This is a genomic window from Lysinibacillus zambalensis (genome assembly GCF_040183165.1).
GTDB classification, from domain to species: domain Bacteria; phylum Bacillota; class Bacilli; order Bacillales_A; family Planococcaceae; genus Lysinibacillus; species Lysinibacillus zambalensis.
Map to the genome: position 1 here is coordinate 217,021 of NZ_JBEGDG010000003.1, position 25,056 is coordinate 242,076.

Sequence of the window (25,056 nt, forward strand, 5' to 3'; positions counted from 1 at the left end):
GATCGATACTTCGGGTTTCATAAAATTTTATATTCTTCAGTTTTCTAGTGGTCGGTTAACCTCTATTGATAGGCCTTTAAAAGTGCCTGAGTACCGTTTTCACCATAACCCTCTTCTATTAGCCTTTCATACATATCATAAGCAAGTGTTAGACCTGGTAATGTAATTCCCATTTTTTTAGATTCATCTAATGCTATTTTCATATCCTTTACAAAATGCTTGATATAAAAGCCTGGTGCGTAATCTCCTTTGATCATACGAGGGGCTAAATTACTTAACGACCAAGAGCCTGCTGCACCAGACGAAATGGATTGCAATACTGTCGATAAATCAAGTCCAGCCTTTAAACCGTAAGCCAGTGACTCACACACACCAATCATTCCAGATGCAATAACGACCTGATTACACATTTTAGCATGCTGCCCTGCACCAGCTTCTCCTTGATAAACAATATTTTCACCGAAATGATTCATAATTGGTAATACTTTATTGAATGTAGCTTGGCTACCTCCAACCATAATTGATAATGTCCCATTTTGAGCGCCAATATCTCCTCCTGAAACAGGTGCATCCAGCGCTTCTACTCCTTGGTTTTGAGCATGTTCGAAAATTTTCTTTGCCAATGTTGGCTCTGAAGTGGTCATATCAATAACGATATTGCCGGATTCAGCTGTTTGAAATAAACCGTTATCTCCAAAATAAACTTCCTCTACGTCCGCAGGGTATCCAACCATCGTAAAGGCAATATCCTTATGTTTAAATGCTTCTGCTGGTGTACTTGCCCAAGTTGCACCTAACGCCAAGAGTGGCTCCGCTTTCTCCTTTGTGCGTGTAAAAACTGTTACCTCATGACCATTTTTTAATAAATGTTTTATAATACTTGCGCCCATTACGCCTGTGCCGACAAATGCAATACCTTCTTTTCCCATATGTACATACTCCTTTGTGATCAAGGCAATGATTGATCTTTTTAAATGATCAACCGTTAGCACTTATTCTTATCTATAAGTGTAGTTGAATAAGTGCGATAATTCAAACTTCTCTTATTAACTTGTACTAAAAACTTTATGCGCTGCATATATACGAGTAAATCAATTTCATCTTGGCTTAATGAAGACAAAAAAAAGAGAGCAGTAGATGGGGTATCACTGCTCTAAAGGGGAAATGAGAATGTTGCTGTGTTCAAAATAAGTATTCCCCACCAAATGCTTTTTAAACATATTATTTAAAAAGTTTATACTCTGAATACTGGAACATTCTTTCAATCTTCTTGACGCTCTTCTTCTTCAAATGTTGTCTGTCTATAATAAGTATTCATTAACTGATCTAATCTGCGACTCAGTTGAATGGTTTTCGCATTTTGTAACCCGTTCTCTACACCTGAGCGAATCATCATCTCACGAGTTTGTTCCATTTGTTTCAAGAGTAGATTGACCATTCATATAACCCTCCACACACAAATAATCATACCATTATTATACATTTATATTTCATTTCTTACAGCATTAACTTACGACAATGTTCGACAAATCAGCTTCTTGGAATTTCTTGATAAGTATAAATTACGCGTCCATTTTGTTTGGCCTCACCTCTATAATGTTTAAATAAAGGATGTTTTACTAGTACTTCTCGGAACTCATAAAATTGTTCCTTTTCTATCTCTATACTTTTTAATTCCCCGTTTTGTAATTGTTTAAGCATATTTTCGTATTTTTCCATTTTTTTGATTCCTCTCTTTTTTAGCATTCTGTGTAATTAATTATGAATTATTCAAAAAAGGCTTTACGTTTTCCATTTTTTCATGCAAACTGTATATTATTAGTCGATGAAGGAGCTGACTGTCTGTGAAAATAGCTGAAGTTGGAAATATTATCGAGTTTAAAGACGGCTTACAAGGTATAGTCGAAAAAGTAAATGAAAATTCGGTGATCGTTGATTTAACATACATGGAGAATTTCGATTCCCTTGAAATTGAAGAAAAGACGGTCGTCAACCATAAACGTTACAAAATTTTATATACAAATGAAGCTTAATAGTCTGAATAGTCCCTATTTGTCTTTATAGATGATAAGGGACTTTTTTTTTGATAAAATTAAAAGCATGGAGGTCGAATAATGCTTACAAATTCGAAACAAACAATAATATGGCTCCTTTCTTTATTATTCGTTTATGGCATGCTTGCTTTTACCTTTGCAAACCAAGCTGTATTTTGGTACCTATATGCATTTACTTTACTTGTATGTATTGCCATTGCGATTTTAGCTGGTAAAATTGAAGATCAGTTACCGACATGGAAATTTTTACTTTTCGGTATTGGATACGGTACAATAACATACGGTATTATACGCTTTGGCTATTGGCTTGCACCATATATTAATGGTTCATTGGTACAATCAGTACAAAAGTTTTTAGCAAATTATGGACCACAGACTATTTGGCACTATATATTACTTGTATTCATCGTTGCTATTGGTGAAGAGCTCTTTTGGCGCGGCTATGTTCAACAACAGCTGAAACGCTTTATGAGACCTACTTTAGCAGTCATTGTAACAGCGATTTTAAGTGCTATCTCTATTGCAATAAGCGGCTTTATGCTAGGTATGATTGCTGCACTTGTAACCGGCATTATTTGGGGCTTGTTATATGAATGGCGTAAGAGTATGCCACTTGTTATTGTATCCCATGTAGTCTTTGTACTACTCTTATTTTTAGTGTTACCTTTAACATAATAGCATTAAAATTTGGAAACATTTTCTCTTTACCAACGTTTAATAATAAAAGGAGGGCTTTTCATGCAAAAAAAATTAATTTCTCTACCTGCATTATTACTAACAGCCATTTTAGTCGTAGGATGTAACACTTCTGATAAAACAGAGGATTCTGATGTTCAAAAAAATGAGCCATCAAATACTGAACAACAGCAAAAACCATCAGCTGAGGATAAAACTGTAAATGACTCAGAAGAAACGCCTACAAATGAAACAGATAAAGATACTACAGACAAACCAGACACTACAGATAGTGCAAATACTCCGAAACAAGAAGTTAACTATGTACAAAAAGGCAAAGAAAAAACTGAAACAGCAAGCGAATCGAAAAGTGCTGATCAAGGCTATAAAATGCAACAACTACCTGGATTTAAACTTTCTCAAGAAGAACCTGGTAAAGACATGTTAATTTCTAACGAAAATGCTGAAGTATTCATGCGTATCGAAGATGTTTCACAATCAAGCTATGATGAAGTAAAAACATCTATGCAAGATTATATGAATGCTGTTGGTGAACCATCAACTTTATCTTCTGAGGATCTAGCTGCATTTAAGGGTATTAAAAACATTGAAGGTTATGTTGTAAATTTTGTTGATGACAAAGAAAAAGTAATCGGCGTTGTTTTTGAAAAAGATGGTTTAATTATTAAATTAACTATTCACGATAACGAAGAACTTGATTTAACTGATGCTATGTTTAAAATGGCAGCAACTATTTCTAAAAAATAATGATTCAAAAAGACTGTAGACAAACTTGTTTGCTCTACAGTCTTTTTATTGTTTTTAATACGGTTTACACCGTAGCGTGAGGCTCATTTCCCTTCCGATTGGTCGGATTGGTACCCATGGGTAGCTAGGAGCCGTTACAAGGGCGGTTACGCAAGGACAGGATACTTTTTTGTCGCTCGCTTTCCCCTTTTCCATGACGTTAATCACCAAGTTCTCTCCCTAATAGTTTTAAGCCTTTTGTTCAACACAAAAAGTTGCCTCAAATTCATTGAGACAACCCTTTTTAATAAGACAAATCCTTAATAGACAGTCCTAATTTTTTTAATAAAGTGATAGCTTGATCTTTTTCCTCAATAGATAGCACGCTCATCAATTCATGTAAATGCTGTTCATGCTTTGGAAATAGTTCCGCCATAAATGCTTCACCTTTGTCCGTAATTTCTGCATACGTAACACGGCGATCTGACGGACATGAAACACGTAATAAATATCCTCTTTTTTCAAGTTTGTCAATGACATACGTAATAGACCCACTAGCAAGCAAAATTTTATTGCCAATTTGCTGTAATGGCTGTCTTCCTTTATGATAAAGAAGCTCTAAGACAGCAAATTCAGTAGGATTTAGTCCATTCTCTTGAAAAAATTGTTGGGTTGTCTCATTAATTGCTTTATGTGCACGTGATAATACGATATATAATTTTAATGATTGCTTTATATCTTCTGACGTCATATCCTTTTCCTTTCAATTCGCTTTTATACATGCCATTATAGCGATATTAGAAAAGCATTGTCAAAAGCATTATTTGATTTTAAGCCTCATATGTCGTTTACGGTACACATTGACTCTTTTTATGTTACTAAATAAGCAGAATCTTTCGTGGACACATCCATTGTATCCACCTGATTAAATGAGTAAATGGGGAATTGTAAGTGGAAGCATGTCCCCTTTTGTAATTCACTACTCACACCTATTACACCTTCATGCTCTTCAATCACCTTTTTCACAAAAGCAAGGCCTAGTCCTGTCCCTGCTGATTTCGTCGTGTAAAAAGGCTGGAATAAGTTTTGAAGGGTAGCACTGTCCATACCGACACCTTCGTCTTTAATCTGTAATTCAGCAATTGCACAGTCAGCAGTCATTTCTACTGTGATCGTTCCACCATTATTCATGGATTCCATCGCATTTTTAATAAGATTCATGAATACTTGCTTTAAGCGATTCTCATTGCCACCAATGTATACTTGTGTAGAAGGAGAAATGTATTGAATCATAATATTTTTCATAAGCGCATCTGGAAGCATAAACTCAATCACTTGCTTCACAATGTTATTTAGCTCTAATAATTCTACTTTCATACTTGTTGGCTTGGACAATACTAAGAGCTCGGATAAAATTTGTTCCATCCGTTGGAGTTCACTATCGATGACAGATAAATACATACTGGACTCTTCATCAGCATTTAACTTTAATAATTCGGTAAAGCCCTTTAAAGAAGTTAATGGATTACGGATTTCATGGGCGATACTTGCGGCCATTTGACCGACAACATTTAAAGCTTGCTGATGTTCAACTTTATGTTGAAGTTGTTTCTTTTCTGTTTCATCATTAATGACTGTGACAATAATATTGTTGTATTCATCATAGATACTTGAAATTTCATAATAGCAAGGGGTAATAACTTGCGTTTCATCGACTACATGAATATTTGCATGCTTTTCACCCATCAGTTTAGAAAGGTATGAAGTAATTTGGCCTTTCTTAAGTGTAAAAGTATCAAAGATGTGCTGGTGTGCCTTATGAAGAAGCTGCGATTTTTCTATTTTTAAATACATCTCAGCATACTTATTTAGCCCAAGAATAATCCCGCTAGCGTCACTTATAATAACAGCGTACGGTAAGTGATCATAAGCATGGAAAGATTGTGATCTCTCTTGCTCTTGGCTAACATATAATTCATGAGCTATGTCATTATTTAATGTTGAAATTTGCGCAACGATTTCTTCTGTGTTCGGATCAAAAAAACATTTGAAAGACATCATTTCAAACTCATTACTAGCTGTTTGAATATTGAAGATTTCTTCTGATCTCAAATCACTTTGTAATTGTTTAACGAATTTTGCCCAATTTAAATTAGAGGACTCGTCCATTGTTAAATAACCTATATACGATGAATTGAGGTTAAACAGTTTAATAGCAGCCTCATTCATGTTTAAAATTTTACCTACTTTATTAAGAATAAGTGTTGGTGACGAAGTACTTGTCATAAGATTTCCAAAACATTGATTAATATCATTTTGCTTCAACTTTCTCACCGAACCTTTCAATAGAGTAAAAAACCCCTTAATCGAATTTTGAGCCTTTACTATACTTTATGACTGCACGATTCTATTATTACAAAATTTAGTAAATTTAAGTATTTAAAATTATTTCACGAACTGTTCACAAAATAAATAGGCAAAAAGGATTATATTGTTTGACAGCTACTTGACTGTTACAATTAGAAATTGAAAGGAAGATTATTTCATGAATACTATTTTAACTACTTTAAATGCAAAGTATATTCACACAAATTTAGCACTGCGTTATTTAAAAGGTGCTGCTTTACCAGAATTTAATCCGATCATTGCAGAATATACAATTAAAGATCCTGCTTTTAATATTGTATCAGATTTATTCCAAAAAAAACCTGATATTGTAGGATTTAGTTGCTATATTTGGAATATTGAAGAAACTATTCACGTTATCAAAATGTTAAAAACTGTCTGTCCAAATGTTAAAATTTTGCTCGGCGGACCTGAAGTTTCTTACGATTCGCACCATTGGTTACGTAGAATTGAAGAGGTTGATTTCATTGTTATGGGTGAAGGAGAAACTTCCTTTAAACAATTACTACGCCATTTGCATGGAGAAATTGCATTGGAGGATGTTCCAGGGATTTGCTACTTAGAGGATGGTAAAGTACGCATTCACGCACAAGCACCAAAAATTGATTTACGTGAATTGCCAAGTCCATTTCGTTTCGAGGAGGACCTCCCTCATCTAAGCAAACGAATCCAATATATTGAAACAAGTCGCGGCTGTCCATTTAGCTGTCAATTTTGTTTATCTTCTATTGAAGTAGGGGTTCGTTATTTTAACCGAGAAAAAATAAAAGAAGATATTCGATTCTTGATGAACAACGGTGCACGTACTATTAAATTTGTGGACCGTACATTCAATATAAGCCGCAGCTATGCGATGGAAATGTTCCAGTTTTTAATCGATGAACATAAGCCAGGGGTTGTATTCCAATTTGAAATTACCGCTGATATTATGCGTCCTGAGGTTATCCAGTTTTTAAATGATAACGCACCAAAAGGTCTTTTCCGTTTTGAAATCGGTGTTCAATCAACGAACGATTTAACAAACACTCTCGTGAAACGCCGTCAAAACTTTGAAAAACTAACACGTACAGTGACAATGGTCAAAGAAGGTGGAAAGATCGATCAGCATTTAGACTTAATCGCTGGTTTACCAGAGGAGGATTATGCAAGCTTCCGTCAAACCTTTAATGACGTTTTCGCAATGCGTCCAGAAGAATTACAGCTTGGATTCCTTAAGCTTCTGCGTGGTACAGGCCTTCGTCTAGAGGCTGAAAAATTTGGCTATACGTATGTAGACCAATCACCTTACGAGATTTTCTCTAATAATGTCTTAACATTTGATGATATTGTGCGCATTAAACATGCAGAGGACGTGCTTGAGAAATACTGGAACGCTCACCGTATGGATCATACGATTGAATATTTAGTAACTGACGTGTTTGAAACACCATTTGATTTCTTCCAAAACTTCGGTACTTATTGGGAAACTAAAGGTTGGTCGCGTATCGGACATCAGCTTGAGGATTTATTCCTTCGCTTATTAATGTTTTTAGAAACTGTTGAAGGTGCTGATTTAACTACCATTCAAAGCCTAATGCAACTAGATTATTTAATGGCTCAACAGTTCCAGCCGCGTAAATTATGGTGGAAGGAGCGTCCTACAGAGGAGCAACAAAAAGCACTTTATTCGGCATTACGTGAAAACCCTGCCATCGCAGGTGAGACATTTGCCAACTTCAATCTATCTGAAAAAGAGTTGTTTAAACATACGCTCATTATTCCACATTACATTGATTACCAAAATTTTTCAAAAGGCAAAATTGTACAAAAAAGTGGCTATCTTTTAACTTACTTCCGTCACGGTCAAGCTCCATATTTTGCAACAATCGACTCTTTATAATAAGAAACGCTAGTCCATGAAGAAAATTTAGGACTAGCGTTTTTTTCATACATTAAAAACTCTTAAATTTTTCAGCAACCTTTAAAAACAACCCATATAATTACATTTTTATTAAATCTTCGGCAATCAAAAATAATTGCTTTATTACACTTAACAGATGTTCTTTTAAGTATTACTATTATCCTAAAAAAGTTTAGTTCGAAAATATTAATGCATTGATAGCTATTCATTGGAAATATTACCTATTAAATAGTCATAATAACCAGGAAAAAACAATTTAAAATTTTTCGACAATTGTGTGTCAAAGACAATTCCTTGTCAATTACGCAATCTAAATACCTCTTTATGAATAGATTTTCTACTAAGTTAACCTTTAAAATTCTCGTTCAATAAACTTATTGGCAACCGGAAAATAGTACGGAAATAAAAAAAAGAGCTACATTAGCTCTTTTTTTATTTCAATCTTAGATATGGGGCTATTCAAGTATTGAATGGTCTAGTACTTACCCGATAATTACTCGTTCCTTAGGATAGTGATAACTTGATTTTTTGCCTCTACCACCACCACCAAGAGTGTAAAGGAAGGAGATTAAACCAACACGACCAACGAACATTAAAATCATAATAATAATTTTACCAAATGCAGATAAATCCGAGGTAATCCCTAAAGACATCCCACACGTTCCGAACGCTGATGTAATTTCAAAAATTATTTGAATCAGTGATGCGTGTGGCTCAGTAATGAGTAACATAATTGTCGCGACTAATACCATAAAGAATGCCAATAAAATAACAACAAACGAGCGGAATACATCGATTAAATGTATTTCTCGTCCGAATACTTGAATATCCTCTCTTCCTCGTGAAAAGGTAATTAGAAATAGAATAGCCATGGCAAACGTTGTTGTACGTATCCCTCCACCAACTGAACTTGGCGAAGAACCAATAAACATTAAAAAGCTCATAAAAATATCTGTCGCTTCACTAAAGGTTGTGACATCGTACGTCGTCAGTCCAGCTGATCGTGTTGAAACAGAATGGAACATTGCAGAAAATAGCGCTTCATGCCAAGACATTCCCTTAAAGGAATGGAATGATTCAAGCAATAAAATAACGAGAGCCCCTACCACAAATAAAATTGCATATGTAGAGGTCGTTATTTTTGTAAATAAACTAAAGCGGAAATTTGCATGGCGATGAAGTAAAAACGATTTCACTTCAATTAATACTGGGAAGCCTATCGCGCCTAGCACGATTAATAACATCGTTATTATTTGTACAAAGTAATCGTTATGAAACGGTAATAAACTCATGCCCGTAATATCAAAACCACCATTTGTGGTAGCAGAAACGGAGGCAAAAACACCATGAATCAGCGCTTCTTCGAAAGTATCGAAATAGTTTGTAAAGTGCAACGTTAAAATAAACGCACCCATCACTTCAATACCGATTAAGATTTTCAATATTTCGCGAATTAATTGGACAACCCCTGACAAATTGTATTGATTATGGTCAATCATAATTAACTGACGCTCACGCATTCCTATTTTTTTCCCAACTAGTAACCACACAAAGGTACCAAGTGACATAATGCCAATTGCGCCAAGTTGTAAAATGACAAGTACCATCACGAGGCCAAATGTTGTGTAGCTTTCAGATATATCGAATGTTGTTAAACCCGTTACACTAACTGCACTTACAGCCGTAAACAAGCTATCTAATAATGAAACGTGTACACCTTCTTGATGAACGCCTGGTAGCCGTAGTAACAGGAAGGAAATCGCTATAGCAATAAAATAATAAGAGACAAGCACCTGAAAAGGTGTAACAAGTCTATTTTTTGATCTTTTCCAGGGCACGTTGAAAACCCCTTCCTAATATGATGCCAAACTCGATAGATATTAGTATAGGAAAAATACTTAAAAAAAGAAAGAGGAATAGCTACGACTATCCCTCTAAATGATATTAAGCTTTATTTTTAAAACGAACTCCTACTAAATAACCTACTAATGCGATGCCCACTAGTACGATCCAGAAAGTTAACTCCCACACAGTTGAATGTGGAAATTCTGCAGGTAAAATACCCACCTTCTCATGTGACAAAGTCAACACAACAAGCTTCACGCCTACCCAACCTACAATTAAAAACGCAGCTGTTTCAAGTGAAGGGTAGTCATTTAATATTTTCACAAACCATTGTGCCGCAAATCGCATCATGATCACTCCGATAAACCCACCCAGTAACATGACAATAAATTGTCCACCATTGATGCCACCAATATCAAAGCTTCCTACCTTCGGTAAAGTGACCGCGATGGCAACTGCAGCAAGCATAGAATCAATAGCAAATGCAATATCCGCTGCCTCTACCTTAAGCACTGTCATCCAAAAACCAGAGCCCTTTTTCCTCGTTTCTTCACTAGATTCATCTTCTGAATCCTTTTTATGGCGTAAATCATATATATTTTTGGCGGACATGAATAATAAGTAAGCTGCTCCCAATGCTTGAATTTGCCAATAATTCACTAATACTGTAATGACAAATAGTGCTGCGAATCGGAAAATTAATGCACCGAATAATCCATAAAATAGTGCCTTTTTTTGTTGCTCATGTGGTAAATGCTTCACCATCACAGCCATTACTACTGCATTATCTGCTGCTAATAACCCTTCTAATACTACAAGTACAATAAGTACCCAACCGTATTGTAATACAATTGATTCCATTCATGTGCCTCCTCTAAAGCTCTGTATACCCAAATTAGTTTTCACTATACGAGTACAAAAGAAAAGACCTCTGCCCTATTAAAAGGCAAAGGTCTCGCTAAGCAAATAATATCTGACAATTCATCAGTACCTCTCTATTACTAGTGGAATGAATTCCGCAAGTATAGAGTTAATCGCTTATCACACCCGATGGTAAAAACCATGTCCTGACGGATGTAATCCAGATACATCGCTCGTATCTGTTAGCTACTCCCCTTTGACAAAACGTCGAAGGTTCTTCTTCTGTAAACTCATTATAGCACTATCATATAGGAGTGGCAAAATTATTCTACCCTACTATCTAATAGAAGGCTCTGATTTCCGCTACGGGCTACTATTAGTTAAAATGGGCATACATTAGCAAAATATAAACCAAAAATGCTTTTATCAATTAACAACAAACCTATATTTCCCAATAAACACATCTGTAGCCGATTGCATCACCTCAATTAGTGTACTACTACTTGAAGTCACTTTATTTGAATTTGATAGCTTTTATCCTCTTTATGCGCTAAATAAAATTCAATCATTCTTGGCATAGTTTGTATAAAGTCGGGGCATGTAATATTACCTTTTTTCAAAATAGTCTCTGCTTCCAACGTATCGAATTTAGCATCCCAAGTTAAATAATCTAAAGTTTCTTGCTCAACACCTAGATTTTTCCGAAGAAGTGGGACTTGTAAAGATAGTCTTGCTAGTGTTAGCGGTAATCGCCCCTTAGGGTAATGGTTCGTTAATAATTTAACCATCGTCCGATACACTTCCTGCACTGGATGCGGATTTGGGTCCGTTAGATGTAATGTTTTCCCTTCAGCACATTTTTCATCAACTAAATAAGTCGAAGCCTTTATAATGTAATCCACTGGCACTACATTTATTGTTGATTTCGATTGACCAATGTACGGAATAAAAGGTAGGCATTTTAATTTATCTACCATATTTAAAAAGAAATACGGTCCATCGAATTTAATCGTTTCTCCTGTTTCGGAATGTCCACGTACGATACCAGGCCGAATAATTGTCAGTGGTATTTCTAATTTCAAATCCTCTACCAGATGCTCCGCTTCATATTTTGTTTCCTCATAATAGTTTTTAAATGCAGGCGGGCGAATTAATTCATTTTCTCTCAAAATACCTTCGCGTATTCCTGCGACATACGCTGTACTGAAATACATATAGCGTCTTACGTTTGGAAGTGTACGAACAAAATCATTGACCATAGTCGTACCATGCACATTTACCTTCCATGCGATATCGCGTGGTACGGCTAAATCATAAATGGCAGCCAGATGCCAGAGCACCTCTATTTGAGGTACAATTTTCTGTACAGCTTGGTCTTCTAGACCGAGATTCGGTAATGTAATATCTCCCTCTACAATACGAATAGAACAGTTAGGAAACTCCGCTAAAATATGTTCTCTTTCTAAATTTGCTTTTATTAACTCACCAGCTAAAACAATAGTGATGACTTCCTGTGATTGATTTTTTCGAAATAACTCTCGTATTATTTGACTTGAAATAAAACCCGGAAAGCCTGTAAAAAAATGAACCCCCATCTCTCATCCCCCCTGAACTTACCGCATCTTCCTAGTTTTTTTATCCAATCAATTATTGGCATAATTGCGTCCAGAATCGCCTTTGTTGCATAAAGGACTCCTTTCCGATTCCGTGACATCCGCCGGAGGCTTTAACTTCTTTTAGAAGAAGTTAAGCTGTACACGATCGGTACAATATATAGTGTCAATAAAGTTGATGTCACAAGTCCTCCGATTACGACAATTCCCATCGGTTTATTCATCTCTGTTCCTTCACCGATGCCCAGAGCAAGTGGTAGCAATCCTAAAATCGTTGTTAGTGCAGTCATTAAAATTGGTCGAAGTCGATCTTGTGTAGCAAGTATGATCGCATCATACGTCGCCAGTCCTCTAGCTTTTTGTTGATTAATGTAATCTACAAGGACAATTCCGTTATTCACGACAATTCCAACTAATATTAAGATGCCTATAACTGATGTCACACCAATTAGCGTGTTCGTAGCAAACATAGCAATAGCAACACCAATAATCATTAAAGGTACTGTGAACATGATAACAAATGGATATTTAAAAGATTCAAACTGTGCGGCCATCACGATATATACAAGTACGACCGCTAACGCAACTGCTAAAAGCATATCATTAATTGCACTATCATATAGCTCACGATCTCCACTAAAGACAACTTGAGTTTCAGTTGGCAAATCCGCTTTTTCCAATGCTTTGTCCACTTTAGCTGAGATGCCTCCTAGCGATTCTTTCGTTTTATATTCTACAAAAAATGCAACAGCAGCAGCCTGATCAGAACGTCTTATTGATACTGGCCCTTCTTGTACAGAAACAGTTGCAATGTCCTCTAGTTTTACAAATAAACCTGCAGGTGAACGTAGCTGCATCGATTTTAATGACTCGATACTATCATTAAACACTTGTCCAAAGCCTGTATAAACAGGCAATACAGCACCATCCTCTGCCATTAATTGCGTAGTTAGCTGACCCTTTGTCATTTGATTGACCGTCTGAGCAATTTGTGCAGGCACAAATCCGTAGTCCTTCGCCTTTTCACGGTCTACTTCGACTTGAAGTTCTTTTACAGTGATATCTAAATCCGTAGATACCTTTGTGATAGCAATCATCTTTGATAGCTCCTGCTGCACTTTATCAACAGAGCTATGAAGTCTTCTCTCATCAGAATCTGTTAACCTAAACGTTAATGTATTTGGTGACGAACCTGTTGTCGTTGAGACATTGAAGTTGATTTCAACTTGCTCCCCTAGCTTTGCATGCAAATCTCTTTCAACCTCTTCTACAAATTCAAAAATCGAACGATTCCTATCTGCTAAAGGGACAAGCTTTACATATAGCTCAGCTTGGTTAGCACTTGTTTGTCCCCGAGCTTGTGCTTGTTGTGTACCACCGATTAAACTAACATATACGTCAACATCTTCCTCCTGTTTCAAACGTTCCTCAATTTTCGCAACCACTTTTTCTGTTTCTGATACGGCTACCCCTTTTTCAAGATTTACACTTATGGATGCAAATCCTTCATCGGTTGGCGGTAAAAACTCTGTGCCAATTTTCATAAGTCCAAATAAGGCAAGTCCAAAACAGACAACTGTTGAGATTAGTACAAGCATACGGTGACGCAATACCCAAATAATTGATGTTTTGTAGCTCTTGTAAAAGGATGATTCATTTCGTTTTTCATAAACATTGATTGATTTCATTTTTAAAAGACGACTTGCAAGCATTGGGACAACCGTTAACGCAACGACTAAAGAAGCGATTAAGCTAAAGGAAATAGTTAAAGCAAATTCTGTGAAAATTTGCCCTATTAATCCTTTAATAAACATTACAGGAATGAATACAGCAATTGTTGTGAGCGTGGACGCCGTAATTGCAAGTGCCACTTCCTTTGTCCCTTCCTTAGCTGCTTCGATAGGGTCCTTGCCAAGTCCTAAATGTCGTTCAATGTTTTCAATTACAACGATAGCATTATCAACAAGCATACCGATGCCAAGTGCTAACGCACCTAATGTCATAATATTGAGTGAGAAATTGGCGAAAAACATTAAAACAAATGTAACAATAACCGAGTATGGAATCGCAATTCCAATAATAATAGGGCTTTTCACACTTCGCAGAAAGACAAATAACACGAACATTGCGAATAATCCACCTAAAAGTAAAGAAGTTCCGATATTGCTAATCGCTAAATCTACGTAATTACCTTGGTCCACTAGCACGTCTGCAACGATTCCTTCATATTGCTTCTTCGTCAATAATTCATCTAAAGCCTTTTTGAAAGCTTTAGATACTTCTGCCGTATTAGCGCCCGATTCCTGTAATACAGACATTAATACTGCAGGATGCTCATTTGCACGTGTCGTAGTTATAGATTTTTGTTCCGCGCGTTCAACAGTTGCTACTTCTCCAACGGTTAATGCTTTACCATCTAGTGGATTTACCGAAATGATTAAATCTGCAATACTTTCAGGTGAATTTAATGTGCTTAAAATACGAGTTGTTAACATCTTTCCATCTGCTGTTAATACGGGTTCTCCAGGAAGAGAAACATTGTTCGATTGAATAATTTGAATAACATCTGCTTGAGTTAATCCTTTTTCAACTAACTTCGATTCATCTAAAGTTATTTGAACTTCTTCGACTAGCTTACCGGAAATATTTACACTCGCGACCCCAGCAGTTCGACGAAGTTCCTTTTCCAAAGCTTCTGCCAGTAAACGCACATCTACATGGTCATTTTCCGCCCGTAGTGAAAGTTGTATAATAGGAAACTGAGATGGATCAAATTTTAAAAAGCTAGGTTTCTCAGCATCATTCGGTAAAGGGGTCATGTCGATGCGTTGTAAAATATCGAGCTGAGCATCTTCAATATTGATTGACCAATCAAATTCGAGAACAATTAAATTGGATCCTTCTTGAGAGGTAGACTGTAGTTTTTTAATCCCTGGTAAGGTGGCAAGCGTTGTCTCTAAGGGCTTCGTTATTTTCTCATTAACCTCGGTCGGACTTGCACCAGGATAAGAGGTAACAACGATGCCAATTGGTGGACGTAACTCAGGAATAAGCGTAATTGGTATTTTTAATAATGAAACGCCACCTAAAATAATGACTAATATCATTGTAACTATTGTAAAAACAGGTCTTTTAATAGAAAAATTACTAATATTCACTTTACAAGCTCCTTTTCCATCTCTTCCCTTCTATAATACCCGAAAAGGCGAATATTTTATAAATTTGAAAACTCCTCCATGTATTATAGGTTTAATATATAGCACAACGCGAAAATTAGGAATTGCAATTTGATCAATTATGCCTCGGCATAATTACGCCCGGAGGCTTTAACTTCTTTCAGCGGTGTTTGGATACCAGCTGAAAGAGGTTATAACGAATACCCTATTTAAGCTGATTTCCGTTCCGACTGGGCGACTCCTTGGGGATTAGCAATATAGAGGCATCACGTCCTGTGATAACGCCTTCGTGACCAACATCGTGCCGTTGCTGTCGCTGCGCTTTCGCACAAACAAAAACAAAACCCGCCGCTGCCGCTACGTTGCACTCACGCTTTCGCGCAAAAGACATCTGTTGGCCCGAGACCCTGGAGCGCAGCGGATGTTTTCTGCGCGAAAGCGTAGTGCTAACGGAGCGGCTCATCGGACACCCCCAGGAAGCTCTGCTCTGCGCGAAAGCGTAGCGGCAGCAACAACAAAGCGCCCAGTTGGAACGGAAATCAACCACACGTTATGATGCCTAACCTTACATTTCCTAATATTGTATATATTCTACATATAGCTCTAATTTTCCTTGTAAAAAAACACGAATCGCAACATGTCGATTCGTGTTAGTTTGTTCACTTTTGAAATGCCTAAAAATGATAAAAGCTCTACGCTATTGTTGATTGGAGTGGAATGCTACTCGACTCCCGTTGGAAAGCAGGTAGACTGGAACGGAAATCACCCTGACAATTTTGCTTTTTATTATAAAAGGCTATACAATTTAATGTTTTCGTTTTTATCTGCAAACCAACGCATAGCAAATTCATTTTCAAATAAGAAAACAAGATTATCAAAACGGTCTTTTACAAGCATTGAACGACCTGAAGACATTGATTCTTTAACATCCTCTTCATTTTCAATCCATCTTGCAATTTTCGAACCAATTGGCTCCATCTTCACTTCAACATTATATTCATTTTTCATACGATGCTCAAAAACTTCAAATTGTAATTGACCAACTGCTCCAAGAATAACTTCTTCTGTATGCAATGTTTTATAATATTGAATAGCGCCTTCTTGCACTAATTGTAAAATCCCTTTATGGAATTGCTTAGATTTCATAACATTTTTCGCAGTTACACGCACAAATAGCTCCGGAGTGAACTGTGGTAGTTTTTCAAATTGGAATGTCTTTTTACCACCTACGACTGTGTCGCCAATCTGATAAGTACCTGTGTCATATAAACCGATAATATCACCAGCTACTGCTTCATCTACTGTTTCACGGTCATCCGCTAGGAATTGTGTAGATTGTGTCACTTTGAATGATTTACCTGTACGAGATAAAGTCATGTTCATGCCACGCTCAAATTTACCCGATACGATACGCACAAAGGCAATACGGTCACGGTGTGCAGGGTTCATATTCGCTTGAATTTTGAAAATGAAGCCTGAAAACTCCTCATGCTCAACTGGATCAATAAATAATTCATTCTCAGTAATGCGAGGCTGTGGTGTCGGTGCAAATTGTAAATATGTTTCAAGGAATGTTTGTACACCAAAATTTGTTAAAGCAGAACCAAAGAAAACAGGTGTTAATTCACCACGACGAATTTTTTCTTCTGAGTACTCATTACCCGCTTCGTCAAGCAACATAATGTCGTCCATTGCTTGTGAATAATAAGAAGTCACCTTCATCGGATGCTCAACTGCAAGTTCCCCATTTTCATCAATTGGCAAGAAACGTTCTCCTTCATCAGAACGGAATTGCTCGATACGTTTATTATAACGATCATAAATACCTAAAAATTCTTTACCCATACCGATCGGCCAGTTCATTGGGTAAGCGTTAATGCCCAATACCTCCTCAAGCTCTTCTATCAGCTCAAGTGGCTCCTTCCCTTGACGGTCAAGTTTATTAATAAACGTAAAAATTGGAATACCACGCATTTTACAAACTTTGAACAGCTTTAAAGTTTGTGCTTCAATACCTTTGGCAGCATCTACAACCATGACAGCACTATCCACCGCCATTAATGTACGATACGTATCCTCCGAGAAATCTTGGTGACCTGGAGTATCCAAAATATTGACACGTGATCCATTATAATCGAATTGCATAACTGAAGAAGTTACAGAAATCCCACGTTGTTTTTCAATCTCCATCCAGTCAGATGTTGCAAACTTACCTGTTTTCTTCCCTTTTACCGTACCGGCATCACGAATCGCACCACCAAATAGTAAAAGCTTTTCTGTAATCGTCGTTTTCCCAGCATCAGGGTGACTGATAATGGCAAAAGTTCGACGTGATAATATATCTTTTTCTAAATTTGAATTCATCTCGTCATTCTCCTTTTTTCATACTTACTAATAATAAAAGAAGACTTGCCTTTCTTACAACCTTTTTACATGAATTCCCCAAAGAATACTTAGCTAGGTCCAATGTAGATAGTTCATCAAACACTCCGATGAAGATCATTTTCTTTCCATACATTCACCTTCATGTTAACCCAAAAAGAAAACCCCTTAGACTAAAAGGGGTTTCAAAGTATGGTGAACTTATCGCATGACTACATGCTTTTATTCACACTATCGTACACTCTAACATCCTAATTGGAGATCATATATTATACAAATTTTAGTTGGCCAGCTTCTATTGCAATATCCGCATCACTATGTGGATATTTAGTATTCTCAATAATTTGATAATCTTCATGTCCTTTACCAGCAAAAATAATGATATCTCCTGGTTCAGCAACCTCAATAGCATGGCGCACGGCTTCAGCACGGTCGCCTATACATGCATAATTTTCATGTAACATCCCTTTGGCAAGATCACCTGTAATACTATCGTATTCTTCATAGCGCGGGTCATCTGTCGTTAATATAACGTAATCAGCAGCTGATGCCTTTTCTGCCATTGTTGGACGTTTCGATTTATCACGATTGCCACCTGTGCCAACTAAGAAAATAAGCTTACCTTTTTTATATGGTTGAGCTGAAGAAATCGCCTTTTCAATTGCATCAGGCGTATGTGCATAATCAATAAACATCTGCACCGGTAAATCTGAGCAAACTTTCTCCATACGTCCCTTTACTGGTGGTATTTGCTCAACTTGCTCAATAATTGTTTCAATTGAATAACCACGTCCATAAAAAGCAACCATAGCAGCAAGTACATTGTATATATTAAATTCCCCAAGTAAATGCATTTTCACACGGTATATTCCTTCTGGCGTTTCAACGTCAAAAGAAGTCATGAAATCATGATACTCACAGTTAATAGCTCGGAAATCTGCTGTTTCATTTTTCAAACCATATGTCCATACTGGAAATGGTGTCATCGCTGCATAGCGTTCTGACCAAGCATCATCGGCATTTAATACGACAAATTTATTCTTTTCTAAGTCTTGTCCGAGTTGAGAGAATAATAAGCCTTTCGCATGCCCATATTCCTCCATCGTTCCATGGAAATCAAGATGATCATGTGTAAGATTTGTAAAAATAGCTACATCATATTCTACGCCAGCTAGACGTCCAAGTGCTAAACCGTGTGAAGATACCTCCATAGTCATTAATCGGCAACCTTCCATTTTTGCACGGAATATCATTTGTTGTGTCGATAATGCATCGCTTGTAGTATTGGCTGATTCATATAAAATACCATTTAAATTAAAGCCGATTGTCCCTGATAGCGCGGATTTTTCGCCCATACCATGCATGATGTTTTGAATAATTCCTGTTACTGATGTTTTTCCATTTGTTCCGGTTACACCAATCATCGCCATATCTTTTGATGGATAGTCAAAAAACTTTGCAGCTAACAAGCCAACTGCTCGATCCGTATCTTTCACAATGACTTGCGCAATCGTTTCTTCTAATGGTAACTGTCGTTCTGTCACAACAATTGTTGCGCCACCTTCAACAGCTTTCTGTGCATAGTTATGACCATCTACCGTATAACCTTTAATACAAACAAACATACTATTTGGTTGCACACTACGTGAATCAATTACAATATCAGTTACTTGATCAGGTAGCACTCCAATTATTTTTTTCAAAGGTAATGCATTCAACAATTCCTCTGCATACATTTCATAGTCCTCCATTCAATCTCTACATTCATTTCATCATTCGTTGTTTATTCGACAATAAATGACAAGATGAGTCCCCCACAATCTATTGAATTTATTTTACTACTTATTCGCCCATAAAGAAAATGCTTGTTAGGACGTTTTTCCGATGAAAACGCTATCATTTTAATATATCTTTAATATTTCAATAAAATTTCGCTCATTATCATCGGGTGTGTTGATTTCCATCCGGCTGAGTGTCTACTCGGAACATCGATGAACTCTTTGAAGCAAGGCGCAGTTGTACCATCGAGCTAGTCAAAAGAGCATTATCAGTTGCTCTTAGCCTTCGTTCCATTTCTGCGCTCTCTAAAAATTTTCAACCCGTGCTTTCCCTCCAAACAGCTTATATATGGTTTAAATGCTCGAAATGTACTTACTTTATAAAAAAACGACATTTATCGACAACTACATTTCCCCTAAAAAAAGTGAGGTGTCAAGAATCTTTAATGATTCGACACCTCCTTTTACTATTTCATTATAGTTCTCACAAGCTTAACCTTTTGTTTATAAGGGGGAAAGAGAACATTCGTCTCTAACTTAGAAGATTTTTTTAATATTGATTTGGGATGAGTAAAGTTTTCAAAACTTGCTTTCCCATGGTATGCTTTTACCCCCGATGACCCGACACCGCCAAATGGTAAATGTAAATTTCCAACATGTGTAATCGTATCATTTATACACCCGCCACCAAATGGTAGTTCCTCTAAAAAGTACTGAATAGCTTTCTCATGCTCGGAGAAAAAATACGCCGCTAAAGGCTTTGGTAACTGACGAATTTGGTGAATGGCTAGCGGTAAATCATCATACATCATCACAGGTAAAATGGGACCAAATAGTTCATCCTGCATCGAAGGACTTGACCATTTCACATATTCAATAATAGTAGGCTCCATATACAAATCATCACGATCTGTTCTACCACCAAATGTTATGGCATCACGTTCTTCTACAATAATTTGCTGTAGCCGATCAAATTGTCTTAGATTGACAATACGGCCGTAGTCAGGGCTTTTTATTGCATTTTTACCATAGAAAGATCGAATAGTTGCTTTCAATATTTTCATAAATCGGTCATAGACTTCTTTATGGACAAGGATATAATCTGGTGCTACACAAGTTTGTCCGGTATTTGTGAATTTTCCCCATGCAATTCTTTTCGCGGCTACTTCTAAATTGGCTGTTTGATCGACAATTGCAGGACTTTTCCCACCAAGTTCGAGGGCAATTGGTGTTAATCGTTCTGCCGCTGCCTTTGCCACAACTTTGCCGACTGCCACACTCCCTGTAAAAAATATATAGTCAAAGGACGCATGAATAAGTGCCGTCACTTCATCTTTCTCTCCTTCTACAACACGCACGTATGAAGGATTAAATGTTTCTTCAATTATCTTTTTAACGATTGCTGCTGTATGCACAGATGTTTCTGATGGTTTTACAATAGCCGTATTACCACCAATAATTGCACCGATTAATGGCTCCATAACAAGTTGAAATGGATAATTGAAAGGACCAATGATTAATGTTACGCCAAATGGTTCTCTTACAATAAAACTTTTTCCCACCTGATATTGAATCGGTGTCTTTACAGCTTCAGGTTTCATCCACTCTTCAACATGCTTTACCATATAAGAAATACTATCTAATACAATGCCAATTTCTGTTGCATATGCCTCAAACTCACTCTTACGTAAATCTAAATATAGAGCATTCAAAATTTCTTTTTCATATTTTAAAATCGTTTTCTTGAGTTTTAGTAATTGCTCTTTTCGAAATTTTGTACTCTTCGTCGTTCGAGAAAAATAAAATTGACGTTGCTCTGTAATCATATTTTCTACATCTTGTGTCGTAAAATTCATAATAAAAGCACCCCTTTTTTTAAAATGGCATACATAGTTTTTTCATTTCGAAACAAACTATCTTTGTCTATACGATACAACATTGACAACCAAAATTCCTCTTTCTAAATGAGGGATGTGTAAAGAATGTTAGAACTGTAGACGGTTTTGTGACTTCAAGAAACTTACAACTACATATTGAAAATTTGAAACGGGGGCGTAGATGAATGACAATATCAACAGGAACTTGGTGGGAGTCAATTTTTTCTGGACCATTAGCGCACGGTATTTGTGAAGAAAAAGTATTGCTATTGCAAGATGAGGCTTTCTTATATCTTTCTACAGCACCGATTGAGAAAAAAGAAGAACCTGAAGCTAATTAAAAAATAGCGCGTTATAGGAGGTGGTTATTTCCTATAATGCGCTATTTTGTACTTCATGTCTCATCACCAAACGTTGTGGATGTCATTATAAATTCATTGAAGGTAGATCGGAATATAAAGGCGGCTCCTCAGTTTACCAATACAATTTCCTGCAATTGTTTTAATTCTACATCAAGTCGGTTAATTGCTTCTTCCTCGATGGCAAAGCTTCCATCTTCAAGCCGAATAATTTGTTTATCAACAATGTAGACAGAATGTGCGATATTTGTAGCCCCTAATACAGCTACTATTGGTTTTAATGCATATTCTAATGCGAGTAAATGCCCGATAGAACCACCTACAGCAATTGGTAAGATAATTTTTCCTTGCAATGCTTTTTGCGGCAGTAAGTCCAAATAAGTTTTAAGTATTCCTGAATATGAGGCTTTATAAATAGGCGTCAAAAGTACGATAATATTTGCTTCTTCAACTTGTTTATTTTCTGAAATGATGGCCTCACTTGCAAAATTAGCCGTAATTAAGTCCTCAGCTGGCAGTTCATGTACGTAATTTGTGTGTACTCCTATTCCTTGTACCTTTAAAGAGTTTTCCACCTTATCATGAATAGCTGTCACGCGTGAATTTCTCGAATTACTGCCATTAATAATAACTGCTTTTATCAAACTAACCACTCTCCTTTACATAGTGACTACAAAAATACTTTACGAAAATTGCAATGTCTTTTCATATTGACGTAATGTAGCACCTAAGTATTTGGCCACAGCTAACATGCCATATTTTCCTACAGCTTTTTCGGCTTCTGCATTATAGTTTGTATTGGTGTTCACGTCATATGTAAAAATATTACCTTCTTCATCGATAATCGACTCAATCCCTGCGACACTTACTTTATTTTTCTCTAAAAATTCTTCATATTGCCCTATAAGCTCCTCTGAAAAGCTGTCTATAATTTGAAATTTTGATTTCTTAGTTGCTGTTTCCCCTACTGGGCAAAATTGATCCACTATTTGACAGCTATCAGCAGGACAAAGTTCAAATCCTTCAGATGTATCTACACGAACTGCATATAAAAATTTACCACCAACAAATTCACATCGTGTTATATAAGAATCAGGTGATTTTATATATTGTTGAATAAGCGTAATACCATCTATAGGCGCCTCAAAAGTATCACTATTTACATATGCTTCTAGCGCTTCAACTGAATAAAATAGTTGTACCCCAAGTCCTTTTCCTGCTCGATTATGCTTCGTAATAAATGGTGTAGTACCAATTGTTCTTGCCGCTTCTATTAGTTGCGATTTACCAACTGTCGCTATCGTTTTAGGTGTTTGAATGCCAACAGCTTCAAGTGCACAATATTGATTGACCTTACTTACTTCTAATCTTAAGGCACGGCTTCCATTAATAACCGGACGACCATGATACTCTAACCAGGCGAGCACTGCCTCCGTTAATTCAGGTGCAAATTCATGCCCCCTCGTATGTGATGAAGCACTCATACGACTATAAAAAATTCCTTGTGGTGGCTCTTTTGATAGGTCGATCAACCCTTTCGCCAAATGCCAAATCTCATAAGGTAGGTTTAGTTCCTCTAAACGATTTGTTAAATGAATTGTCCATTCATCATTTTCATGAATAATATAAATTTTCGCAGTCATAGTATCGCTCCTTACTGTATGATGGCTGATTTTATTTTCACTAAAGGCATAACATCTTTTGCAAAACGTTCCATTTCCTCTAGATGTGGAGAGAATTGAAGGAGCAAAAGATTTACACCCACTTCTTCATAAGCTAAAATGCGCTCAGCCACTTGCTGAGGTGTGCCTACTAAATTTGGTCTTAGCCCTCTGTTTGAAACTGAATAATCTTGTAGTGTAATTTGTTGCTCTAACTTTGATTTACTAGTGAAGTCATTAAAGCCTGCATACCCTGCCGCATCCTTTACATTGGTAATTCGGGCTAGTTCAGAAAGTGCTTCTTCTTCTGAATCACGTACAATGACATATGCAGCCATCCCGAAAGTTTCGAACGGTCCTTTTCCAATTGCTTTTCGACGATCAAGCATTTCCTTAATTTTAGCTCCAACTTCCTCTACTGTTCCGCCATGCATCACATAGGCATCACATGACTTTGTAATTGCCTCTTTACCGCGATCACTTTCCCCACCTGCGTAAAGTCTTGGGTATGGTTTTCGAACTGGCTTAGGAGATAAATGTGCATTTTCTATTTTGTAATATTTACCGTCATAACTGAACGTTTCTTCTGTCCATAAACCTTTTAAAACATCAATAAATTCCTCTGTTCGGTCATAACGTTCTCCGTGCTCTGTAAAATAACCACCATATTGCTTTGCTTCTTCTTCCCACCAAGCTGAAACTACATTTAAAGTAAAACGACCATTAGCAATTTGATCAATATTTGCGGCTACTTTTGCCATTACCGCAGGATTATGATAGCCAGGTCGAACTGCAGCCATTATTTCAATCTTTTCAGTAACTGCTGCTAAAGCTGCTGCGGTTGACCACGCCTCAAGCGCATCAGCATTCACGCCCTTAATATCATTTAAATAAAGCTCTGCAATAAGCGTCGCATCAAAGCCAAGTTTTTCTCCTGTTTGAATAACCTGTTTTGCATAATCAAATGTCGCAGGCATATTCTCATTTTCTACATTACGTAACCACCCTCCGAAAATCGGTAACCAAAATCCTAATCTCATTTCCCATCCTCCTTAAGTCCTTATGAATCTTCACAGCATCAAGATAAAAAGCTCCTATGTTTTAATTCGTAGAATATTCGTTACGTAAAAAGAAGCCTTCTAGTCAACTCGAATTTAAAACCAAGTATTCTTATAGAATTAACATAACATAATAAAACACAAAGTCAACAGAATTTTTAGATTGTTCTGTTAAGAGTAAATTCCGCTATTTGAAGCCTGTACGAATGCTTATTATAATCAGCAAAAGAACAAACATTTGGCAGGTGGCCTTTTATTGGTACAATGACATGAGAGAAACTCGCTTCAAAGAAGGGATTGAGGCCTTTATTGTGCAGCTGAATCATTAGGAGAGATGTAATTGTATGAGTAAATTAATGCTGTTTGCATGCTCATTAGTTTTATTATTTTTTGCTGGGAACGCTTTTTATATTGCTTTTAAAAAGTACGAAGAAGATGATGATTTTTCGGGGGCGGAAACATTCTTTTTAATTGATTTGGTATTAGCTGTTGTATTATTAATTTTCGAAAAATTCGCGCCTAAAAGTATCATATTATTATTTTTAAAACGCTCTCCATTTTTTTGGACTAATGATATTAGGCTTTACAGTATTGTTATGGATACTTTAATGAAAAGAAAAAAATACATTCCCTCAACGAAAAGGGTAGCCTTCCGCTGATGAAT

The 25,056-nt window shown here is 36.6% G+C and carries 22 protein-coding genes; 7 read left to right on the forward strand and 15 right to left on the reverse strand.

What is annotated here, in order from left to right; translation table 11 throughout:
- Positions 1 to 62: 62 nt before the first annotated feature.
- The 3 genes from ABNX05_RS06715 to ykzS form a co-directional block, all read right to left on the reverse strand.
- Entirely contained in the window at positions 63 to 929 is an 867-nt protein-coding gene (locus ABNX05_RS06715; protein ID WP_349659025.1) for an NAD(P)-dependent oxidoreductase, read from the reverse strand.
- Positions 930 to 1,261: 332 nt separating this feature from the next.
- Positions 1,262 to 1,438, reverse strand: coding sequence for an aspartyl-phosphate phosphatase Spo0E family protein (locus ABNX05_RS06720; protein ID WP_079559641.1), 177 nt, complete (start codon positions 1,436 to 1,438; stop codon positions 1,262 to 1,264).
- Positions 1,439 to 1,530: 92 nt separating this feature from the next.
- Entirely contained in the window at positions 1,531 to 1,719 is a 189-nt protein-coding gene (gene ykzS, locus ABNX05_RS06725) for a protein YkzS (protein WP_349659026.1), read from the reverse strand.
- A gap of 125 nt (positions 1,720 to 1,844) precedes the next feature.
- Between ykzS and ABNX05_RS06730 the strand changes: the two genes are divergently transcribed.
- The 3 genes from ABNX05_RS06730 to ABNX05_RS06740 all read left to right on the forward strand — a co-directional run bounded on the left by ABNX05_RS06730 (position 1,845) and on the right by ABNX05_RS06740 (position 3,497).
- Positions 1,845 to 2,033 (forward strand): YkvS family protein, encoded by a 189-nt coding sequence (locus tag ABNX05_RS06730; RefSeq protein ID WP_053483503.1) that lies wholly within the window; start codon positions 1,845 to 1,847, stop codon positions 2,031 to 2,033.
- 81 nt (positions 2,034 to 2,114) lie between these two features.
- Positions 2,115 to 2,729: a CPBP family intramembrane glutamic endopeptidase gene (locus tag ABNX05_RS06735; RefSeq protein ID WP_349659027.1), complete on the forward strand. Its 615-nt coding sequence runs from the start codon at positions 2,115 to 2,117 to the stop codon at positions 2,727 to 2,729.
- Positions 2,730 to 2,792: 63 nt separating this feature from the next.
- A complete protein-coding gene (locus tag ABNX05_RS06740; RefSeq protein ID WP_349659028.1) occupies positions 2,793 to 3,497 on the forward strand; it encodes a DUF8580 domain-containing lipoprotein in 705 nt (234 codons plus the stop codon).
- 283 nt (positions 3,498 to 3,780) lie between these two features.
- Here ABNX05_RS06740 and ABNX05_RS06745 read toward each other — a convergent pair whose 3' ends face one another.
- Both ABNX05_RS06745 and ABNX05_RS06750 read right to left on the reverse strand, forming a co-directional pair.
- The gene (locus ABNX05_RS06745) at positions 3,781 to 4,227 is read right to left on the reverse strand and encodes a MarR family winged helix-turn-helix transcriptional regulator (RefSeq protein WP_079559637.1); all 447 of its coding nucleotides are present in this window, start codon (positions 4,225 to 4,227) and stop codon (positions 3,781 to 3,783) included.
- A 119-nt stretch (positions 4,228 to 4,346) separates the two neighbouring features.
- The gene (locus ABNX05_RS06750; protein ID WP_349659029.1) at positions 4,347 to 5,810 is read right to left on the reverse strand and encodes a PAS domain-containing sensor histidine kinase; all 1,464 of its coding nucleotides are present in this window, start codon (positions 5,808 to 5,810) and stop codon (positions 4,347 to 4,349) included.
- Positions 5,811 to 6,021: 211 nt separating this feature from the next.
- Here ABNX05_RS06750 and ABNX05_RS06755 point away from each other — a divergent pair, with 211 nt between their 5' ends.
- Positions 6,022 to 7,761: a B12-binding domain-containing radical SAM protein gene (locus tag ABNX05_RS06755; RefSeq protein ID WP_349659030.1), complete on the forward strand. Its 1,740-nt coding sequence runs from the start codon at positions 6,022 to 6,024 to the stop codon at positions 7,759 to 7,761.
- 503 nt (positions 7,762 to 8,264) lie between these two features.
- Here ABNX05_RS06755 and ABNX05_RS06760 read toward each other — a convergent pair.
- From ABNX05_RS06760 to ABNX05_RS06775, 4 genes are all read right to left on the reverse strand, one after another.
- Positions 8,265 to 9,620: a TrkH family potassium uptake protein gene (locus ABNX05_RS06760; protein WP_197142252.1), complete on the reverse strand. Its 1,356-nt coding sequence runs from the start codon at positions 9,618 to 9,620 to the stop codon at positions 8,265 to 8,267.
- 106 nt (positions 9,621 to 9,726) lie between these two features.
- A complete protein-coding gene (locus ABNX05_RS06765) occupies positions 9,727 to 10,488 on the reverse strand; it encodes a TerC family protein (protein ID WP_349659031.1) in 762 nt (253 codons plus the stop codon).
- 509 nt (positions 10,489 to 10,997) lie between these two features.
- Positions 10,998 to 12,083, reverse strand: a complete 1,086-nt coding sequence (locus ABNX05_RS06770; protein ID WP_349659032.1) for an SDR family oxidoreductase — start codon at positions 12,081 to 12,083, stop codon at positions 10,998 to 11,000.
- A gap of 131 nt (positions 12,084 to 12,214) precedes the next feature.
- Positions 12,215 to 15,259 carry an efflux RND transporter permease subunit gene (locus ABNX05_RS06775; protein WP_349659033.1) on the reverse strand — a complete coding sequence of 1,015 codons (3,045 nt, stop codon included), beginning with the start codon at positions 15,257 to 15,259 and terminating at the stop codon, positions 12,215 to 12,217.
- Between the two features lie 439 nt (positions 15,260 to 15,698).
- Here ABNX05_RS06775 and ABNX05_RS06780 point away from each other — a divergent pair, with 439 nt between their 5' ends.
- The gene (locus ABNX05_RS06780) at positions 15,699 to 15,833 is read left to right on the forward strand and encodes a hypothetical protein (protein ID WP_349659034.1); all 135 of its coding nucleotides are present in this window, start codon (positions 15,699 to 15,701) and stop codon (positions 15,831 to 15,833) included.
- Between the two features lie 230 nt (positions 15,834 to 16,063).
- On the opposite strand, the gene ABNX05_RS06785 is transcribed toward ABNX05_RS06780, so the two are convergent.
- From ABNX05_RS06785 to ABNX05_RS06795, 3 genes are all read right to left on the reverse strand, one after another.
- Positions 16,064 to 17,641 (reverse strand): peptide chain release factor 3, encoded by a 1,578-nt coding sequence (locus ABNX05_RS06785; protein ID WP_349659035.1) that lies wholly within the window; start codon positions 17,639 to 17,641, stop codon positions 16,064 to 16,066.
- 287 nt (positions 17,642 to 17,928) lie between these two features.
- Complete coding sequence (locus ABNX05_RS06790; RefSeq protein ID WP_349659036.1) at positions 17,929 to 19,395, reverse strand: UDP-N-acetylmuramoyl-L-alanyl-D-glutamate--2,6-diaminopimelate ligase; 1,467 nt, start codon at positions 19,393 to 19,395, stop codon at positions 17,929 to 17,931.
- A 509-nt stretch (positions 19,396 to 19,904) separates the two neighbouring features.
- Positions 19,905 to 21,293, reverse strand: a complete 1,389-nt coding sequence (locus ABNX05_RS06795) for an aldehyde dehydrogenase (protein ID WP_349659037.1) — start codon at positions 21,291 to 21,293, stop codon at positions 19,905 to 19,907.
- 206 nt (positions 21,294 to 21,499) lie between these two features.
- Between ABNX05_RS06795 and ABNX05_RS06800 the strand changes: the two genes are divergently transcribed.
- The gene (locus tag ABNX05_RS06800; protein ID WP_349659038.1) at positions 21,500 to 21,655 is read left to right on the forward strand and encodes a hypothetical protein; all 156 of its coding nucleotides are present in this window, start codon (positions 21,500 to 21,502) and stop codon (positions 21,653 to 21,655) included.
- Positions 21,656 to 21,783: 128 nt separating this feature from the next.
- On the opposite strand, the gene ssuE is transcribed toward ABNX05_RS06800, so the two are convergent.
- From ssuE to ABNX05_RS06815, 3 genes are read right to left on the reverse strand one after another with little or no spacing between them, the layout of a single operon-like run.
- Entirely contained in the window at positions 21,784 to 22,317 is a 534-nt protein-coding gene (ssuE, locus tag ABNX05_RS06805; RefSeq protein ID WP_349659039.1) for an NADPH-dependent FMN reductase, read from the reverse strand.
- A 39-nt stretch (positions 22,318 to 22,356) separates the two neighbouring features.
- Entirely contained in the window at positions 22,357 to 23,316 is a 960-nt protein-coding gene (locus ABNX05_RS06810; protein WP_349659040.1) for an ATP-grasp domain-containing protein, read from the reverse strand.
- 11 nt (positions 23,317 to 23,327) lie between these two features.
- Positions 23,328 to 24,374, reverse strand: a complete 1,047-nt coding sequence (locus ABNX05_RS06815) for an LLM class flavin-dependent oxidoreductase (RefSeq protein WP_349659041.1) — start codon at positions 24,372 to 24,374, stop codon at positions 23,328 to 23,330.
- Positions 24,375 to 24,736: 362 nt separating this feature from the next.
- Here ABNX05_RS06815 and ABNX05_RS06820 point away from each other — a divergent pair, with 362 nt between their 5' ends.
- Positions 24,737 to 25,051 (forward strand): hypothetical protein, encoded by a 315-nt coding sequence (locus tag ABNX05_RS06820; protein WP_349659042.1) that lies wholly within the window; start codon positions 24,737 to 24,739, stop codon positions 25,049 to 25,051.
- The last annotated feature ends 5 nt before the right edge of the window (positions 25,052 to 25,056 follow it).

Coding starts and splice junctions, on each gene's coding strand:
- ykzS (WP_349659026.1), bottom strand. CDS start 1,719: ATGGAAAAATACGAAAATATGCTTAAACAATTACAAAACGGGGAATTA.
- ABNX05_RS06820 (WP_349659042.1), top strand. CDS start 24,737: ATGAGTAAATTAATGCTGTTTGCATGCTCATTAGTTTTATTATTTTTT.
- ABNX05_RS06755 (WP_349659030.1), top strand. CDS start 6,022: ATGAATACTATTTTAACTACTTTAAATGCAAAGTATATTCACACAAAT.
- ABNX05_RS06790 (WP_349659036.1), bottom strand. CDS start 19,395: ATGTATGCAGAGGAATTGTTGAATGCATTACCTTTGAAAAAAATAATT.
- ABNX05_RS06745 (WP_079559637.1), bottom strand. CDS start 4,227: ATGACGTCAGAAGATATAAAGCAATCATTAAAATTATATATCGTATTA.
- ABNX05_RS06720 (WP_079559641.1), bottom strand. CDS start 1,438: ATGGTCAATCTACTCTTGAAACAAATGGAACAAACTCGTGAGATGATG.
- ABNX05_RS06765 (WP_349659031.1), bottom strand. CDS start 10,488: ATGGAATCAATTGTATTACAATACGGTTGGGTACTTATTGTACTTGTA.
- ABNX05_RS06780 (WP_349659034.1), top strand. CDS start 15,699: ATGTTTTCTGCGCGAAAGCGTAGTGCTAACGGAGCGGCTCATCGGACA.
- ABNX05_RS06785 (WP_349659035.1), bottom strand. CDS start 17,641: ATGAATTCAAATTTAGAAAAAGATATATTATCACGTCGAACTTTTGCC.
- ABNX05_RS06735 (WP_349659027.1), top strand. CDS start 2,115: ATGCTTACAAATTCGAAACAAACAATAATATGGCTCCTTTCTTTATTA.
- ABNX05_RS06770 (WP_349659032.1), bottom strand. CDS start 12,083: ATGGGGGTTCATTTTTTTACAGGCTTTCCGGGTTTTATTTCAAGTCAA.
- ABNX05_RS06815 (WP_349659041.1), bottom strand. CDS start 24,374: ATGAGATTAGGATTTTGGTTACCGATTTTCGGAGGGTGGTTACGTAAT.
- ABNX05_RS06800 (WP_349659038.1), top strand. CDS start 21,500: ATGACAATATCAACAGGAACTTGGTGGGAGTCAATTTTTTCTGGACCA.
- ABNX05_RS06810 (WP_349659040.1), bottom strand. CDS start 23,316: ATGACTGCGAAAATTTATATTATTCATGAAAATGATGAATGGACAATT.
- ABNX05_RS06795 (WP_349659037.1), bottom strand. CDS start 21,293: ATGAATTTTACGACACAAGATGTAGAAAATATGATTACAGAGCAACGT.
- ABNX05_RS06715 (WP_349659025.1), bottom strand. CDS start 929: ATGGGAAAAGAAGGTATTGCATTTGTCGGCACAGGCGTAATGGGCGCA.
- ABNX05_RS06740 (WP_349659028.1), top strand. CDS start 2,793: ATGCAAAAAAAATTAATTTCTCTACCTGCATTATTACTAACAGCCATT.